General features: G+C 72.3%; 12 protein-coding genes. 5 read left to right on the forward strand and 7 right to left on the reverse strand.

From position 1 onward, the window contains the following. Window positions 1-4 precede the first annotated feature (4 nt). Window positions 5-1,387 (reverse strand): cryptochrome/photolyase family protein, encoded by a 1,383-nt coding sequence (locus tag ACZ592_RS37600; RefSeq protein WP_471586243.1) that lies wholly within the window; start codon window positions 1,385-1,387, stop codon window positions 5-7. 221 nt (window positions 1,388-1,608) lie between these two features. Between ACZ592_RS37600 and ACZ592_RS37605 the strand changes: the two genes are divergently transcribed. Then, window positions 1,609-2,673 carry a lipoate--protein ligase family protein gene (locus tag ACZ592_RS37605; protein ID WP_471586244.1) on the forward strand — a complete coding sequence of 355 codons (1,065 nt, stop codon included), beginning with the start codon at window positions 1,609-1,611 and terminating at the stop codon, window positions 2,671-2,673. Window positions 2,674-2,721: 48 nt separating this feature from the next. Here the strand turns inward: ACZ592_RS37605 and ACZ592_RS37610 are convergent, their stop codons facing one another. Beyond that, a complete protein-coding gene (locus ACZ592_RS37610) occupies window positions 2,722-3,432 on the reverse strand; it encodes a DUF4232 domain-containing protein (protein ID WP_471586245.1) in 711 nt (236 codons plus the stop codon). A 207-nt stretch (window positions 3,433-3,639) separates the two neighbouring features. On the opposite strand from ACZ592_RS37610, the gene ACZ592_RS37615 reads away from it, so the two are divergent. Then, on the forward strand, window positions 3,640-4,077 hold the full coding sequence (locus ACZ592_RS37615; protein WP_471586246.1) for a BON domain-containing protein: 438 nt from the start codon (window positions 3,640-3,642) through the stop codon (window positions 4,075-4,077). A gap of 22 nt (window positions 4,078-4,099) precedes the next feature. Here ACZ592_RS37615 and ACZ592_RS37620 read toward each other — a convergent pair whose 3' ends face one another. From ACZ592_RS37620 to ACZ592_RS37640, 5 genes are all read right to left on the reverse strand, one after another. Then, window positions 4,100-5,101, reverse strand: a complete 1,002-nt coding sequence (locus ACZ592_RS37620) for a TIGR03842 family LLM class F420-dependent oxidoreductase (RefSeq protein WP_471586247.1) — start codon at window positions 5,099-5,101, stop codon at window positions 4,100-4,102. 160 nt (window positions 5,102-5,261) lie between these two features. Beyond that, entirely contained in the window at window positions 5,262-7,022 is a 1,761-nt protein-coding gene (gene cydC / locus ACZ592_RS37625; RefSeq protein WP_471586248.1) for a thiol reductant ABC exporter subunit CydC, read from the reverse strand. Then, window positions 7,019-8,773 (reverse strand): thiol reductant ABC exporter subunit CydD, encoded by a 1,755-nt coding sequence (cydD, locus tag ACZ592_RS37630; RefSeq protein WP_471586249.1) that lies wholly within the window; start codon window positions 8,771-8,773, stop codon window positions 7,019-7,021. The genes cydC and cydD overlap by 4 nt, the downstream gene beginning before the upstream one ends. Window positions 8,774-8,804: 31 nt before the next feature. Further along, window positions 8,805-9,827 (reverse strand): cytochrome d ubiquinol oxidase subunit II, encoded by a 1,023-nt coding sequence (gene cydB, locus ACZ592_RS37635; protein ID WP_471586250.1) that lies wholly within the window; start codon window positions 9,825-9,827, stop codon window positions 8,805-8,807. Window positions 9,828-9,911: 84 nt separating this feature from the next. Then, a complete protein-coding gene (locus tag ACZ592_RS37640) occupies window positions 9,912-11,213 on the reverse strand; it encodes a cytochrome ubiquinol oxidase subunit I (protein ID WP_471586251.1) in 1,302 nt (433 codons plus the stop codon). A 243-nt stretch (window positions 11,214-11,456) separates the two neighbouring features. Here ACZ592_RS37640 and ACZ592_RS37645 point away from each other — a divergent pair, with 243 nt between their 5' ends. From ACZ592_RS37645 to ACZ592_RS37655, 3 genes are all read left to right on the forward strand, one after another. Further along, on the forward strand, window positions 11,457-12,389 hold the full coding sequence (locus ACZ592_RS37645; protein WP_471586252.1) for a LysR family transcriptional regulator: 933 nt from the start codon (window positions 11,457-11,459) through the stop codon (window positions 12,387-12,389). Window positions 12,390-12,659: 270 nt separating this feature from the next. Further along, window positions 12,660-12,983, forward strand: a complete 324-nt coding sequence (locus ACZ592_RS37650) for a 2Fe-2S iron-sulfur cluster-binding protein (protein WP_471586253.1) — start codon at window positions 12,660-12,662, stop codon at window positions 12,981-12,983. Further along, entirely contained in the window at window positions 12,983-14,275 is a 1,293-nt protein-coding gene (locus ACZ592_RS37655) for an NAD(P)/FAD-dependent oxidoreductase (RefSeq protein WP_471586254.1), read from the forward strand. Before ACZ592_RS37650 ends, ACZ592_RS37655 begins: the two co-directional genes overlap by 1 nt. Window positions 14,276-14,711 lie beyond the last annotated feature (436 nt).

A 14,711-nucleotide genomic window follows, 5' to 3' on the forward strand; every position in this document is an offset into this window, starting at 1 on the left:
ACGGTCAGTCGATGCCCCGGGCCTGCTTGAACCGGCTCAGCCCGTCGGCCAGGTCGACGAGCGGCCCGGGGTAGTCGTAGCGCGCCCGCTCCTCGGCCGGCAGCTTCCACGGCTCGTGGACCGCCGCGCCCGGCAGGCCGGCGAGCTCGGGCACCCACCGTCGTACGTAGGAGCCGTCCGGGTCGTACCGCTTGGCCTGCAGGACGGGGTTGAGGACGCGGTTGGGGCGGCTGTCCGTGCCGGTCCCCGCCACCCACTGCCAGTTGAGCTGGTTGTTGGCGATGTCGCCGTCGACGAGGAGCCGGCGGAAGTGCCGGGCGCCCACCCGCCAGTCGACGTAGAGGGTCTTGGCCAGAAAGCTCGCCGTCACGAGCCTGCCGCGGTTGTGCATCCAGCCCTCGTGGCGCAGCTGGCGCATGGCGGCGTCGACGACCGGGTATCCCGTGTTCCCCTCCTGCCACGCGTCGATGTCGTCCCGCGCCGACTTCTCGGAGCGCCAGCGGTCGCCGCGCGTGCGGTAGTCGTCGGTGGAGGCCTCCGGGCGGGCGGCGAGCACCTGGTGGTGGAAGTCGCGCCAGCACAGTTGCCGGACGAAGTCCTCGGCGCCCCGGGACGCCCGGGCGCGCGCGTCGCGGACGAGTTCGGCGCAGGACAGCGTGCCGAAGTGCAGGTGCGGCGAGAGCTTGGAGGTGGCGTCGCCCGCCAGGTCGTCGTGGTGGTCCGCGTACCCGTCGATGCCGTCGGCGCCGTCGCTCAGCCACGCCTTCCAGCGCGCGCGTCCCGCGCTCTCCCCGCCCCGGGCGAGCCCCGGCGAGAGACCGTCGATGTCGTCGCGGTCCGGGAGGGGGTGGGAGCGGACGTGGTCCGGGACGCGCACGAGGCGCGGGGCTCCGAGGACGGCCCGCACGCCCTGCGCGTTCCAGCGGCGGTAGTACGGCGTGAAGACGGCGAAGTGGTCGGAGTTCGCGGGGGTCACGGCGCCGGGCGCGAGCGCGGTGACGACGGCGTCGTGGACGTACAGGCGTCTGCCGTCCGCCTCCAGGGCCTCGCGCAGCCGCCGCTCGCGGGCGTGCGCGTACCGGCTGACCCCGGCCGCCATGTGCACCTCGTCGGCGTCCGTCGTCTCGACGACGGACCGCACCTCGTCGACGAGGTCGCCCTCGCGCACCACGAGCCGCCCGCCCCGGTCCCGCAGCTGCCCGTCGAGGTCGGCGAGGCAGTCGGCGAGGAACGCGTCCCGGTTCGGGCTCGGGAACCCGGAGTCGGCGATGGCGCGGTCGCGGACGAAGAGCGGCACCACGGCGTCCGCGCCCGTGACGGCGGCCCGCAGCGGCGGATGGTCGTGCACCCGCAGGTCGGAGGTGAACAGGACGACCGAGGTGTGCATGGTGCGGACTCCAGTGGGCCGGGGGTGCCTGGGGCCGACTGCCGCGTCTGCCCTCTTCTCTCCTTCTCTTCGCCCGGTGGGGCCCTCAGGGATGCGCCGTCCCGTACGGGATCCCCCGCACGGCGCACGCAAAAGGACATTCCCGCTCTCCGTTAGCGTTGAGGGACGATTCGGAACAGCGAGCCGAGGGCGTCGCGTCCCGCGGACATGGAGGAAGCACGGTGCACGGTGAGTACAAGGTCCCCGGCGGCAAGCTCGTCGTGGTCGACCTGGACGTCGAGGGCGGCGCGCTGCGCAACACGCGCGTGGCCGGTGACTTCTTCCTCGAGCCCGACGAGGCGCTGGAGGCGATCAGCGGCGCGCTGGACGGCGCCCCCGCCGACACGGACGCCGCGGGTCTCGCGGCCCGCATCGACGCGGCGCTTCCCGAAGGCACCGTCATGTACGGCCTGACGTCGGAGGGAGTCGGCGTCGCCGTCCGCCGCGCCCTCGCGCACGCCACGGACTGGACGGACTACGACTGGCAGTTGATCCACGAGGGGCCGCAGCCGCCCGCGCTGCACATGGCCCTCGACGAGGTGCTCACCCAGGAGGTGGCGGCGGGCCGGCGCCCGCCGACGCTGCGCGTGTGGGAGTGGGCCTCGCCCTCGGTGATCATCGGCAGCTTCCAGTCGCTCTCCAACGAGGTGGACCCCGAGGGCGCGGCCCGGCACGGCATCGACGTCGTGCGCCGCATCTCCGGCGGCGGGGCGATGTTCGTGGAGCCGGGCAACACCATCACGTACTCCCTGTCCGTCCCGGACGCCCTCGTCCAGGGGCTCTCCTTCCAGGACAGCTACGCCTACCTCGACGACTGGGTGCTCGGCGCCCTCGCCGACATGGGGATCAAGGCGTGGTACCAGCCGCTCAACGACATCGCGACGGACGCGGGGAAGATCGCGGGTGCCGCGCAGAAGCGCACGGTGTCGGCCGGCGGCGGGTCGACCGCGGTGCTGCACCACGTGACGATGTCGTACGACATCGACGCGGACAAGATGCTCGACGTGCTGCGCATCGGCAAGGAGAAGCTGTCCGACAAGGGCACGCGGAGCGCCAAGAAGCGCGTCGACCCACTGCGGCGGCAGACCGGGCTGCCCCGCGAGGCGGTCATCGAGCGCATGATCGACTCCTTCCGCGGCCGGTACGGCCTGACGGAGGGGAAGGTCACCGAGGAGGAGACGGCGCGGGCCAAGGAGCTCGTGCGGACCAAGTTCGCGACCGCCGAGTGGACGGCCCGCGTGCCCTGATCCACCGCTCGCCCGCGGCCCGGTGCGGACCGTGCGCACCGGGCCGCCTCAGCCCGGCGGGCGGCCGCCGCCCGCGCCGTCGTCGTCCGCGCCGTCGTCGTCCGCCGGGCTCCGCTGCCACGCCGTCGTGCCGAGCATCCCCGTCTCGCCGATGTCGAGCCCGCCGTCCGGCTCGACACTCTGGCGGGGTGCCCCCTTCGCGGCGCCGATCTCCACGTGGACGCCGTTGCCGCTCCGGGTGGACGCGTCCACGGCCGAGTAGCGCCACACCAGCGAGGTGTACGCGGACTCCCCCGGCTTCAGCGCGATACGGCGCGGGCCCGGGTCGTCCATGGTGGTGACCGGTTCCGTGCCCTTGAGCACGGTCACGTCGAAGAGTTCGCGGTCCAGGCCCCGCACCCGGATGTCGGGGTAACCGTTGAGCTCCCGCACCCGGTCGCCGCAGTTGGTGAGCGTCACCGACATCGCGCGCAGGCCCATGGCCGCGGTCACCATGCCGGGTGACACCGTGACGCCCGAGGTCGGGCAGTCCTGTGCGGTGGGTGCCTGCGTGGCGCGCACCTGCGGGGGCTTGCCCGGCAGAGCGAGGGCGGGCCGGGTCCGTTCCGGCTCGGGCTCCGGCCGCGTCGCCCCGCTCCGCGGCTCGCGCTCCGGGTTCGCCTCGCGGTCCAGTTCGGCGGAGAGTCCACAGCCCGCCAGGAGCACGGCGGCCAGCGGGAGGACCGCGGCGCGGCGGAGGGATCTCGGCAGGACGGTCACCCGGGGATCATGCCATGGCCAAAGTTCGGCTCCACGCTGTCCGGGGCGCCGGCCGGCCGTTCCCCGGCTCCCCGGCTCCCCGGTTCCCCGGTTCCCCGGTGCCGTGCACGCGACACTCGGGTGCACGGTGCGCCGTGAAGCTGGGTAGCGGAGGGGAGAGTGAACACGGACGACGGCGCAGGGCCGTCTCGCCACATCGGAGCGCACATGTCGAGGTACAAATTCGAGCCGGATGCGGGCCGGCGGCTCACGGCACCGCTGGCGACCGAGCCGGACAGGGCGGCGGCCCAGCTCAAGGGGCATCTGGAGGAGCTGGGGCTGACGTACGACCACTTCCGGGTGAGCGTCGAGGGGGCCACGGTGACCGTCGCCGGGGACGCCGCCGTGCAGGAGCAGAAGGAGAAGATCCTGCTCGCGCTGGGCAACGTGGCCGGTGTCGCGGAGGTCCACGACCGGGTGGCGGCCGGGCAGGAGGACGTCGCCCCACGGTTCGTCACCGTCCGCGAGGGCGAGTCGCTGCACGACGTGGCCGCGCGGGTCTACCGGGACCCCGCCGCCGTCAAGCTGATCCTGCGCGCCAATCAGCCCGTCCTGGCCGACGAGTCCGAGATCCACCCGGGCATGGTCCTGCGCGTCCCCCAGTAGGACCGCGGGCAGGCCCGGACCGTCAGGAGGAGAACTCCGGGACGATCGAGGCGCCGTACGCGTCGATGACCTCCTCGCGCGCGTCGTGCATCGCGTACACCGCGAACTGGTCGACGCCCAACTCCCGCAGTTCACGCAGCCGTTCGAGGTGCGCCTCGACGGGTCCCAGCAGACAGAAGCGGTCCACGATCTCGTCCGGCACGAAGGCGGTGCCGGGGTTCCCGGTCCGGCCGTGGTGACTGTAGTCGTAGCCCTCGCGGTCCTTGATGTACGCGGTGAGGGCGTCGGGCACCATCGAGGAGTGCTCGCCGTACCGGGCGACGAGGTCGGCGACGTGGTTGCCGACCATGCCGCCGAACCAGCGGCACTGCTCGCGGGCGTGCGCGAGGTCGTCGCCGACGTAGGCGGGCGCGGCCACGCAGATCTTCACGTCCCCGGGGTCGCGCCCCGCCCCGGCGGCGGCGTCCCGCACGGCTTTGATCATCCACTGCGTCAGGAACGGGTCGGCGAGCTGCAGGATGAACCCGTCGGCCTGCTGCCCTGCCAGCGCCAGCGCCTTCGGTCCGTACGCGGCCATCCACACCGGCAGCTTCCCGTCGCGCACCCACGGCAGCCGCAGCGTCTGACCTCCGACGTCCGCCGAGCGCCCCTCCGCGAGGTCACGGATGACGCCGATCGACTCGCCGAGCCGGGCGAGCGTGTTGGGCTTGCGCCCGGCGACGCGCATCGCGGAGTCGCCGCGCCCGATGCCGCACACGGTGCGGTTGCCGTACATGTCGTTGAGGGTGGCGAAGGTGGAGGCGGTGACCTCCCAGGTCCTGGTGCCCGGGTTGGTGACCATCGGGCCGACGGTCAGCCGGGTGGTGTGTTCGAGGATGCGGCTGTAGATGACGAACGGCTCCTGCCAGAGAACCGACGAGTCGAAGGTCCAGCCGTAGGTGAAGCCGTTGCGCTCCGCCCGCCTCATCAGGCCGACGACCTCCGAGGCGGGCGGGTCGGTCTGCAGTACGAGTCCGAAATCCATGACCCGGCTCCTCACACAGGGGCGAAACACAGGGCGAACGACACCTCGGAGGCCGTCCGAGGAGGGATAATCCTCGGCTTCTCGCGGGGGCTTGGCAAGAGGGACTCGACGCGCGTCCGGCTACGGTTTTCGCCCCGGGTCCCCCGTACGGACCTCCGCCTCAGAGCGCCATGGCGGCGAGGCTCTCCGAGGCGTCGTCGAGGTCCTCGTGCGTGACGGGACGGATCCGGCCCCGGTCCAGGGTCACGATCGCGTCGGCGGCGGCGAGGCCCGACCGCTCGTGCGTGACCAGGAGCGTGGTGCGGCCCCGCGTGGCGTCGAGGATGTCGGCGAGCACGGCGGCGGCGGTGTCCGGGTCGAGGCCCTCGGTGGGTTCGTCGAGGACGAGGACGGGCGGGTCGGCGAGCAACGCGCGGGCCAGCAGCAGCCGTTGGCGCTGGCCGCCCGAGACGGTGGCGCCGTCCCCGCCGAGCACGGTCTCCCAGCCCTGCGGCAGCGACTCGATCCAGTCCAGGATCCTCGCCCTGCGGGCCGCGTCGCGCAGCTCGGCGTCGGTGGCGTCCGGGGCGGCCAGGATCAGGTTGGCGCGGATCGAGGCGTGGAAGACGTGCGCGTCCTGCGTGACGCCGGTGATCGCGCGGCGGGCATCGGCGCCCGTGCACGCGCTCAGTTCACGCCCGCCGACGCGGATGCTGCCCGCCTCGTACGGGACGAACCGCATGAGCGCGGCGATCAGCGTCGACTTGCCGGAGCCGCTGGCGCCGAGCAGCGCGACGCGGTGGCCCGCCGGCAGCCGCAGGCTGACCCCGTCCAGGGCTGCGGGTCCGCCGGGGAGGTGACGGACCCGCAGGTCGGTGACGGTCACGTCGAGCGGGCCCTCGGTGGGCAGCGGGGCCGGGGCGATCGGGTCGGTGACCGGCGCCGGGGTGTCGAAGAGGTCCGCGAGACGCTGCGCGGAGGCACGCACCTCGGCGAAGCGCCGGGCGGCCGCGGGCAGCGGCGTCAGCGCCTCGAAGGAGACCAGCGCGAGGACCGCGAGGACGGTGAGGTGGACGGCGGGCAGGTCGCCCGCCGCGTGGGCGCGCAGCGCGAGCCAGGTGACGCCGATCGTCGCCCCGGCCTGCAGCACCATGATCACGGCCTGGGCGAGCGAGGTGGTGAGCGCCTTGTGGCGCTCCATCCGGGCGATCCTGGCGGCCACGTCGCGGGCACGGTCGTGGGTGCGGCCCCGGGCGCCGTACACGGCGAGGTCGGCGGCGCCCTGGGTCAGGTCGACGGTGACGGCGGCGAGTTCGGCGCGCGCCGCCTTTTCGGCGCGGCCCGCGCGGCGGGACAGCGCGAGCACCAGGGCGGGAACCAGGAGCCCGGCCACTGCGAGCAGCACACCGAGCAGCGCGCCGGCCCCGGGCAGCAGTACGGCGGCCGTTCCGGTGGCGGCCGCGGCGACCGCGCAGGCGGCGGTGACCGGGATCATGACGCGCAGCAGCAGGTCCTGGGCGGCGTCGACGTCGTCGACGAGGCGGGTCAGCAGATCGCCGCCGCGGAAGGCGGGGGTGCCGGCCGGGGCGAGCGGCACGAGTGCCTCGTACACCCGGGCGCGGAAGCCGGCGACGGCGCGCAGCACTCCGTCGTGGCCGAGGAGCCGGTCGATGTAGCGCAGCGCGCCGCGTCCCAGGGCCAGGGCGCGGACGGCGACGATCGCGACGCTCACCGCGGACAGCGGCGGCTGTTCGGCGGCGCGGGTGATGAGCCAGGCGGCGGTGGCCATCAGCGCGGCGGCGGCGAGCTCGCTGCCCGCGGCCGCGAGGGAGGCGGGCAGCAGCCTGCGCCAGTACGGCAGGAGGTGGCGCAGGAGGCGGGCGGTGGGGCGGGTCCCGGTGGCGCGGCCGGGGGCGGTGGCCGTGGTGGACGAGGCGGTCATGAGGCCACCAGCCTTTCGGAGGGGACCGGTTCGGCCGGGGGGACTTCGGCCGGGGGCGTCAGCTCGGGGAGGGGCACCGGGTCGGGGGTCACCGGGCCGGGGAGGGTGATGCCGCCCGCTCGTACCGTGATGATCCGGTCGGCGTGGGGCAGCAGGCTCGTGCGGTGGGCGACCACGATCGAGGTGCGGCCGCGCATGAGGGCGACCGTGGCGCGCGTGACGGCGGCCTCGCTCTCGGGGTCGAGGTGGGCGGTGGGCTCGTCGAGGAGGAGGACGGGGGCGTCCTTGAGGAAGGCGCGGGCCAGGGCGATGCGCTGGCGCTGGCCCGCGGAGAGCCCGGCGCCGTGCTCGCCGAGGACGGTGTCGTACCCCTCGGGCAGTTCCGCGACGAAGGCGTCCGCCGACGCGGCACGGGCGGCCTCGTGGACCTCGGCGTCGCTCGCGTCGGGGCGGCCCAGGCGGATGTTCTCCGCGACGGATCCCGCGATCAGGTGGGGGCGCTGGGGCACCCAGGCCACCTGGCGGAACCAGTCGTCGGGAGCGAGGTCGGCGAGGTCGGTGCCGCCGGCCGCGACCCGGCCCGTCGTCGGGGTGACGAAGCCGAGGAGGAGGGAGAGCAGCGTGGTCTTGCCCGCGCCGCTCGGGCCCACCAGGGCGATGTGCTCGCCGGGGGCGACGGTCAACGAGACGTTTTCCAGGGCGGGTTCGGTGCGGCCCGGGTACTGGACGGTGACGTCGTGGAGGCTCAGGTGCGCCGTGCGGGCGTCGGGGGCGGCGGCGGGGTCGGCGGGTGCCGGGGAGTCGTCCTCCTCGTCGAGGACGGTGAAGACCCGTTCGGCCACGGAGATGCCCTCGGCGCTGTCGTGGAAGGCGCCGCCCATGGCGCGCAGCGGCAGATACGCCTCGGGGGCGAGGAAGAGGACGACCAGGGCGGTGTGCAGGTCGACGCTGCCGTGCAGCAGCCGCAGGCCGACCGGGACGGCGACCAGCGCCACGGAGAGGGTGGCGACGGTCTCCAGGACCAGGGAGGAGAGGAAGGCCACGCGCAGGGTGCGCATGGTGGCGCGCCGGTGGGCGTCCGCCATCTCGCGGACCACCTTGGTCTGGTGGCCCTCGCGGCCGAACGCGCGCAGCGTCGGCAGGCCGGCCACCACGTCCAGGAAGTGTCCGCCGAGGCGGGAGAGCAACCTCCACTGGCGGGCGGTGCGTTGGGCGGTGTGCAGGCCGACGAGGGCGCCGAACACCGGGATCAGCGGCAGCGTGATGACGATGATCAGCGCCGAGGTCCAGTCGGTCCAGCCCACCCAGGCGACCACGGTGAGGGGGACCACGGCGGTGGCGGCCATGGTCGGCAGGTAGCCGACGACGTACGGGTCGAGGGCGTCCAGGCCCCGGGTGAGCAGTGTGGCCGTCTCGCCGTGCCTGCGGGTGGCGAGGCGCAGCGGGTTGGTGTGCCGCAGCCGGCCGGTGATCCGGTCGCGCAGGGTGCGCTTGGCGTCGACCGCGGCGCGCTGGGCGAGCACGCCGCGGAGCCAGGCGAGCAGCGCGCGCAGGGCCATGACGGCGCCGAGCGCGGCCAGGGTCCCGGCGCGGAGCCCGCGTCCGGCGAAGCCGTCGGCGAGCGCCGTCGCCAGGAGGACCGCCTGGGTGACGATGAGCCCGGCGCCCGCCAGGGCCAGTACCGCGGAGGACGTCATGTGGCGCCGCAGTGCCGGGATTTCCTTCATCAGGCGGCGTTCGACGGGCTTCATCGTGGGGGTCCCTCTCGTCGCTTTCCGGGGGTCAGAAGTAGCTGGGGTGACGCTGGCCCGTCCGCCCCCGGAAGGCCCACCAGCTCCAGAACTGGTAGGCGAGGATCGTCGGGATCACGAGGACCCCGAAGGCGCTGAGGATCTTCAAGGTGGCGTCGTCGGTGATGGCGTGGTCGATGTCCAGCCCCGCGCCGGCCTCGGTGATCAGGAGGTACGGGTAGTGCCCGGCCCCCAGGAGCAGCACCGGCAGCGCGGTGGCGCAGCAGGTGGCGACGAACGCCAGGACGTTGTGACCGCGGGTGAGGTACCACCAGGCGGCGCCGAGCGACGCCACGATCAGGGCGGCGATGATCGCCGAGGTCGCGCGGTTGGTCATCGAGGCGCCCGCCCCGAAGAACGTGAGGAGCAGCGCGAGGGCTCCCGCGGCACCGGCACCGGCGATCAGTTTGGCGCCCATCTCACGTGCCTTGCGGCCCAGTTCGGGCTCGGAGCGCACCGCGACGAAGGCCGCGCCGTGCGCCGCGAAGAGCAGGACGGTGGTGGCGCCGCAGGCCAGGACGAACGGCGTGAACACCTCGCCGAACCCGATGTGGAAGCTTCCGTCGGCGCGGCGGGGCACGCCGTGGAGCAGCAGCCCCACGACGAGTCCCCAGCACACGGCGGGGAGGCCGCCGCCGAACACGATCAGGGCGTCCCACACGCGGCGGCCGCGGGCACTGCGGGAGCGGCGGCGCAGCTGGATGGCGGCGTTGCCGAGCACCAGGCCGGCCAGGATCGCCACGATCAGCGGGTACATGCCGGACAGGAGGGTGCCCTCCAGGTGCGGGAAGGCACCGAACAGGACTCCGGCGAAGGCGACCAGCCAGACCTCGTTGCCCAGGAAGAACGGCGCGATGGCGTCGAGGGCGGCGTTCGAGCTGGTGCGCTTCTCCTCCTGACCGTCTCGGCCGAGGAAGGGGTGCAGCATCTGCGCGCCGTAGTCGTAGCCGCCGAGCACAAAGTACCCGGCGAGTAGCAGGCCCAGCAGGGCCAGCCAGACGGTCTCCAGACTCATCTCGCTCAACTTTCCGTTACAGCAGGGGAGGTCATCTCGGTGGGGGTGCCGGTCGTACCGGCCGCGGGTGCCGGGCGGGCCGGCTCAGAAGGCGGGTACCGGCTGTTTCTCCTCGGCGCTGCCTTCCGGGCCGTCGGGGACGTCGTCCGGGAGCGGTTCGGTGGCGCCGAGCTGGGTGGCGTCGGGACCGCGCAGGGCGAACTTGGTGATCAGCGTCCAGTTCGTCACCGCCAGCGCGAGGAAGATGGCGATGAACAGGATGCAGGACAGGAGCAGTGAGGTCTTCCCGACGTGGGAGAGCGCGTCCTCGACGGTCAACTGGCCGTACACGATCCAGGGTTGGCGTCCGACCTCGCGCACGATCCAGCCGCCCACGGAGGCGATGAAGGGGAACGGGATGGTCGCGACCAGGATCCAGGAGGCCCAGCGCCAGCGGATGAGCCGGTCCTTCCAGAGAAGGACGAGGGCGATGAGCGTGATCGTGGACACGGTGTTGCCGATGAGCGTCATGACGTCCATCGAGATCCGCATCGTGTCCTGCCAGGGCACGTAGTTGCCGGGGCCGTGCTCCTTGACGAGCTGGGCCTGCAGCTCGGCGACGCCGCTGTTCTCCAGGACCGCGTCCTTCATCGGCTGGGTCCGCTCGATGATGGGCCGCTGCATCTCGCCGACGACGACGACGAAGAAGGAGGCGACCATCGAGATCCACAGTCCCAGCTTCATGGAGGTGCGGAAGAGCTCGGTCTCCTTGGTGCCCCGCAGGAAGTGGTAGGCGCTGATGCCGGCCATGAAGACGCCGCCGGTCGTCAGGGCGCCCAGCGAGAGGTGCAGGAGGGCGACCAGGGCGCTGGAGTTGGTGAGCAGCGCGGCGAAGTCGGTCAAGTAGGCCACGCCGTCGCGTACTTCGTAGCCGACCGGGTGCTGCATGAAGCCGTTGGCGATCAGGATCCAGTACCCGGACGCGTACGCGGTCAGGGCGACCAGCCAGATCAGCGTGACGTGCACGCCCCTGCGCAGACGGCCCCAGCCGAAGATCCACATGCCGAGGAAGGTGGATTCGGCGAAGAAGGCGATGAGGGTCTCGAGGGCCAGCGGGGCGCCGAAGACGTTGCCCGCGAACTTGCTCAGGCCGCTCCAGCTGAGCCCGAACTGGAACTCCATGACGAGGCCGGTGACGATGCCGACCGCGTAGTTGATGACGTAGAGCTGGCCCCAGAAGCGGGTCATTCGCTCCCGGAGTGCTCTTTGGGCGGGATCACGGGTGAACGCGGCCCGGGTGTGCATGATCGCGACGATGGGGACGAGCCCCATGGTGAGGATCACGAACAGCCAGTGGATGCCGGTCGTGGCCGCGAACTGGAGTCGGGCCAGATCCGCAGCGCTCATGATGCGACCTTCCTGGGGGGACGGTGGCCGGTGGTTCGGCGGGTTTCGGTGTGGTCGGCGGACGGTCCGGTAGGAGTGAACGGTCAGGAGTGGGGTCGCCGCTTCGCGTGTGCAGGTGCCGGGCTCCGTTGCCCGCCATCTGTGCGGTGGCCTCGATAAAGACCGTAGAGAGGTTTCCTTATGCATTCCAAGACCGGTTTTGCCATGTGATGATGTCCCGGAAGGCATAAGTGAAGGTGGACCATGGATCTTCTGCAGTTGCGCTACTTCCAGGCCGTCGCCCGTTTCGAGCACATCAGCCGTGCCGCGGAGGAGCTGCGCGTCGCCCAGCCCTCCCTCAGCCGGACCGTCGCCCGCCTGGAGTCCGAGCTCGGCGTCCCGCTCTTCGACCGGCAGGGCCGCCGCATCCGGCTCAACCAGTACGGCGCGGTGTTCCTGCGCCACGTCGACCGCGCCCTGAGCGAGCTCGACGATGCCCGCAGGGCCCTGAGCGACGCCCGGGACACGGCGCTCGGCCGGGTCGGCGTCGCCTCCGAGACCCTCCTGACGATCACCCATCTGCTGGGCAGCTTCCGGGCGGCCTATCCCCGCGCCGACGTCCGGCTCTACCAGTCGAACGCGGAGGAGATGGACCGCCAGCTGCGCGCCCGCGAGGTCGACTTCTGCGTGGCCTCACAGCCACTGACCGGCGCGAACCTGGAGTCGATCGAGCTGGCCCGCGAGGAGGTACTGCTCGCCGTGCCGCGCGGCCACTGGCTGGACGGGCAGGAGAGCGTGACGATCCGCGAGATCGCCGCCGAGCCCTTCGTCACCACCCGCCCCGGCCAGTGGCAACGCACCTTGCTCGACCGGCTGTTCGCCTCCGAGGGGCTCACGCCGATGCTGTCCTGCGAGGGCGACGAACCGGGCGCGAGCCAGGACATGATCAGCGCGGGGCTCGGCATCGGCCTCATCCCGGCGATCTCCCGGCAGGCCGGAACCGACTCCCAGGTCCCGGTCGCCTGGGTGCACGTGAACGCCCCCGACTGCAGCCGCGTGCTCACCCTCGTCTGGAACCGCGACACGTACCTCTCCGATGCCGCCGTGAAGTTCCGGGAGTTCACCACCAGCAGGCCGTTCATGACCCACCGCCTGCCCGACCCCCGCCGCGGCCGCGGCAACCGGCCCGGCGCCTGACGGCCTCCCGATCCCTGTCCGGAACCCGGTCGGCCGACCGGGTTCTGGCTTTGGCCGGAACTGGTTTGGTACGCTCCAAAGCGCTGCCATATCCCTGGCCCAGGACGTCGCGTGTCCGAACGGCCAGCGTGTGAGGGTGGGTTGACAGGGGTGTCGCGTCCCCCATCGACCACCGGCCGCGCCATCTCCACCTTCCGTTTTTCCACTTGCCAGGCATCCGTGCCACTGCGCGCCCTCGCGTGCGTTCCGGATGCATCGAGGAGTTCCGTCATGCCCAAAATCACGTACGTCGCCGTCGATGGAAACCAGACTTCGATCGACGTGCCCGAAGGCACGAGCGTCATGCGCGGCGCCGTGTTCAACGACATCGACGGCATCGTCGCCCAGTGCGGCGGCAACATGCAGTGCGCCACCTGCCATGTCTACGTGGACGAGACCACCCTCGACAAGCTGGAGCCGCCGCAGGAGCGGGAGGACGAGATGCTCGACTTCACCGCGTGCCCGCGTCGGCCCAACAGCCGGCTGAGCTGCCAGCTCAAGTCGAGCGAGGCCCTGGACGGCCTGATCGTCCACACCCCCGAACGGCAGAACTGATGACCACCGCGGACCTGCTGACGGAGCGCGCCCACCCCGAGTCGGTCGTCATCGTCGGGGCGGGCCAGGGCGGCTACCAGACCGCGGCGTCCCTGCGCGAGCTCGGCTACCCGGGCAGCATCACCCTCATCAGCTCCGAGGACGCCCTGCCCTACGAGCGGCCGCCGCTGTCCAAGGCGTACCTCAAGGGCGAGGCGGACGAGGTGGAGCTCTGGCTGCGGCCCGCCACGTACTACGTGCGGCAGTCGATCGATCTGGTCCCGGGCACGGTGACGGAGATCGACCGGGCGGCCCGTACGGTCCGGCTCGCCGACGGCTCCGCCTACGGCTACGGCCACCTGGTCCTCGCCACCGGCTCCGCACCGCGCACGCTCGACGTGCCGGGTGCCGGGCTGCGCGGTGTGCACACCCTGCGCACCGCGCGGGACGCCGCCGCGCTGCAGGAGTCGCTCGCCGGGGCGCGGCACGCGGTGGTGGTGGGGGCCGGCTTCATCGGCCTCGAATTCGCGGCCGTGGCACGGGAAGCGGGCGTCGAGGTGACGGTCGTCGAGGCGCTCGACCGTCCGCTCGCCCGGGTCGCCTCGGCGCGGACCGCAGAGCACTTCACGCGGCTGCACCAGGACAGCGGCACCCGTCTGCTGTTCGGACAGGGCGTCACGGCCCTGCACGGTGACGGCCGTTCGGGGGTGACGGCGGTGGAACTGGCCGACGGCAGCCGGCTCCCCGCCGACCTGGTCCTGGTCGGTGTCGGGGTCAGCCCGTGCACGGAACTGGCCGCCTCGGCGGGGCTTCCCGTGCACGGCGGCATCGCCGTCGACGCCCGGCTGCTGACCGACGATCCGCACATCTCCGCCATCGGCGACTGCGCGGCGTTCCCGCAGGTGCGCTCGGGGAACCGGTTGCGGCTCGAGTCGGTGCAGAACGCCGTCGGCCACGCCCGGTCGGTCGCCCGGCGACTGACCGGCGCGCCCGACCCGTACGACGAACTGCCGTGGTTCTGGAGCGACCAGTTCGCCACGACCGTGCAGATCGCGGGGTTCAACGAGGGTCACGAGACCGAGGTGGTCATCGGTGACGACCCGGACGCCTTCTCGGTACTCCTCTTCCGTGGGGAGCACCTCCAGGCGGTCGAGTCCGTCAACCGCCCCACCGACCACATCGCGGCCCGCCGACTCCTGAGCCAGGGCACCGCCCTGACGCCGGAGCACGCGTCGGCTCCGGGGTTCAGCCTCAAGGAGCACCTCCGGAGCATCGCCAGGAGCGGGACGGAGGCGGCGCCCGTACCGCTGTGACAGCGGTACGCAGGGGACACCCGCGCCCCAGTGCTCCTGAAGCACCCGCACCTCCGCGACGGCGACAGCGCGCGACGGAATCACTTACTCCGATTCCCGTCGCGCGCTGTCGTCGTCTCCTCCTTCAGGAGTACTCAGATTTGATGACGCTGGAATCTTCCCGACACCCGCAGTTGTCATGTTTAATTCTTCACCCAGCCCCGGCACCGGCTCCCTTTATTCGAGGTAGAGCGCCGCACCAGGCTCATTAGGGGCGCACTAGAACGCGGTTGATTCGCCCCGTGGGACCAGGCAGTATCGCTCAAGGCCGACGGGGGGCCTCAACTGCGGCTGCGCGTGTCCCCCCGTATTTCTCTCGATATACATGAAGGGGACACTCATGTCTGATTCCGTGCCGGGTGCTGGGTTTGGTGACGCGGTGGAGCTGCGTCGGGCC

The organism is Streptomyces sp. NPDC040622, assembly GCF_055593965.1.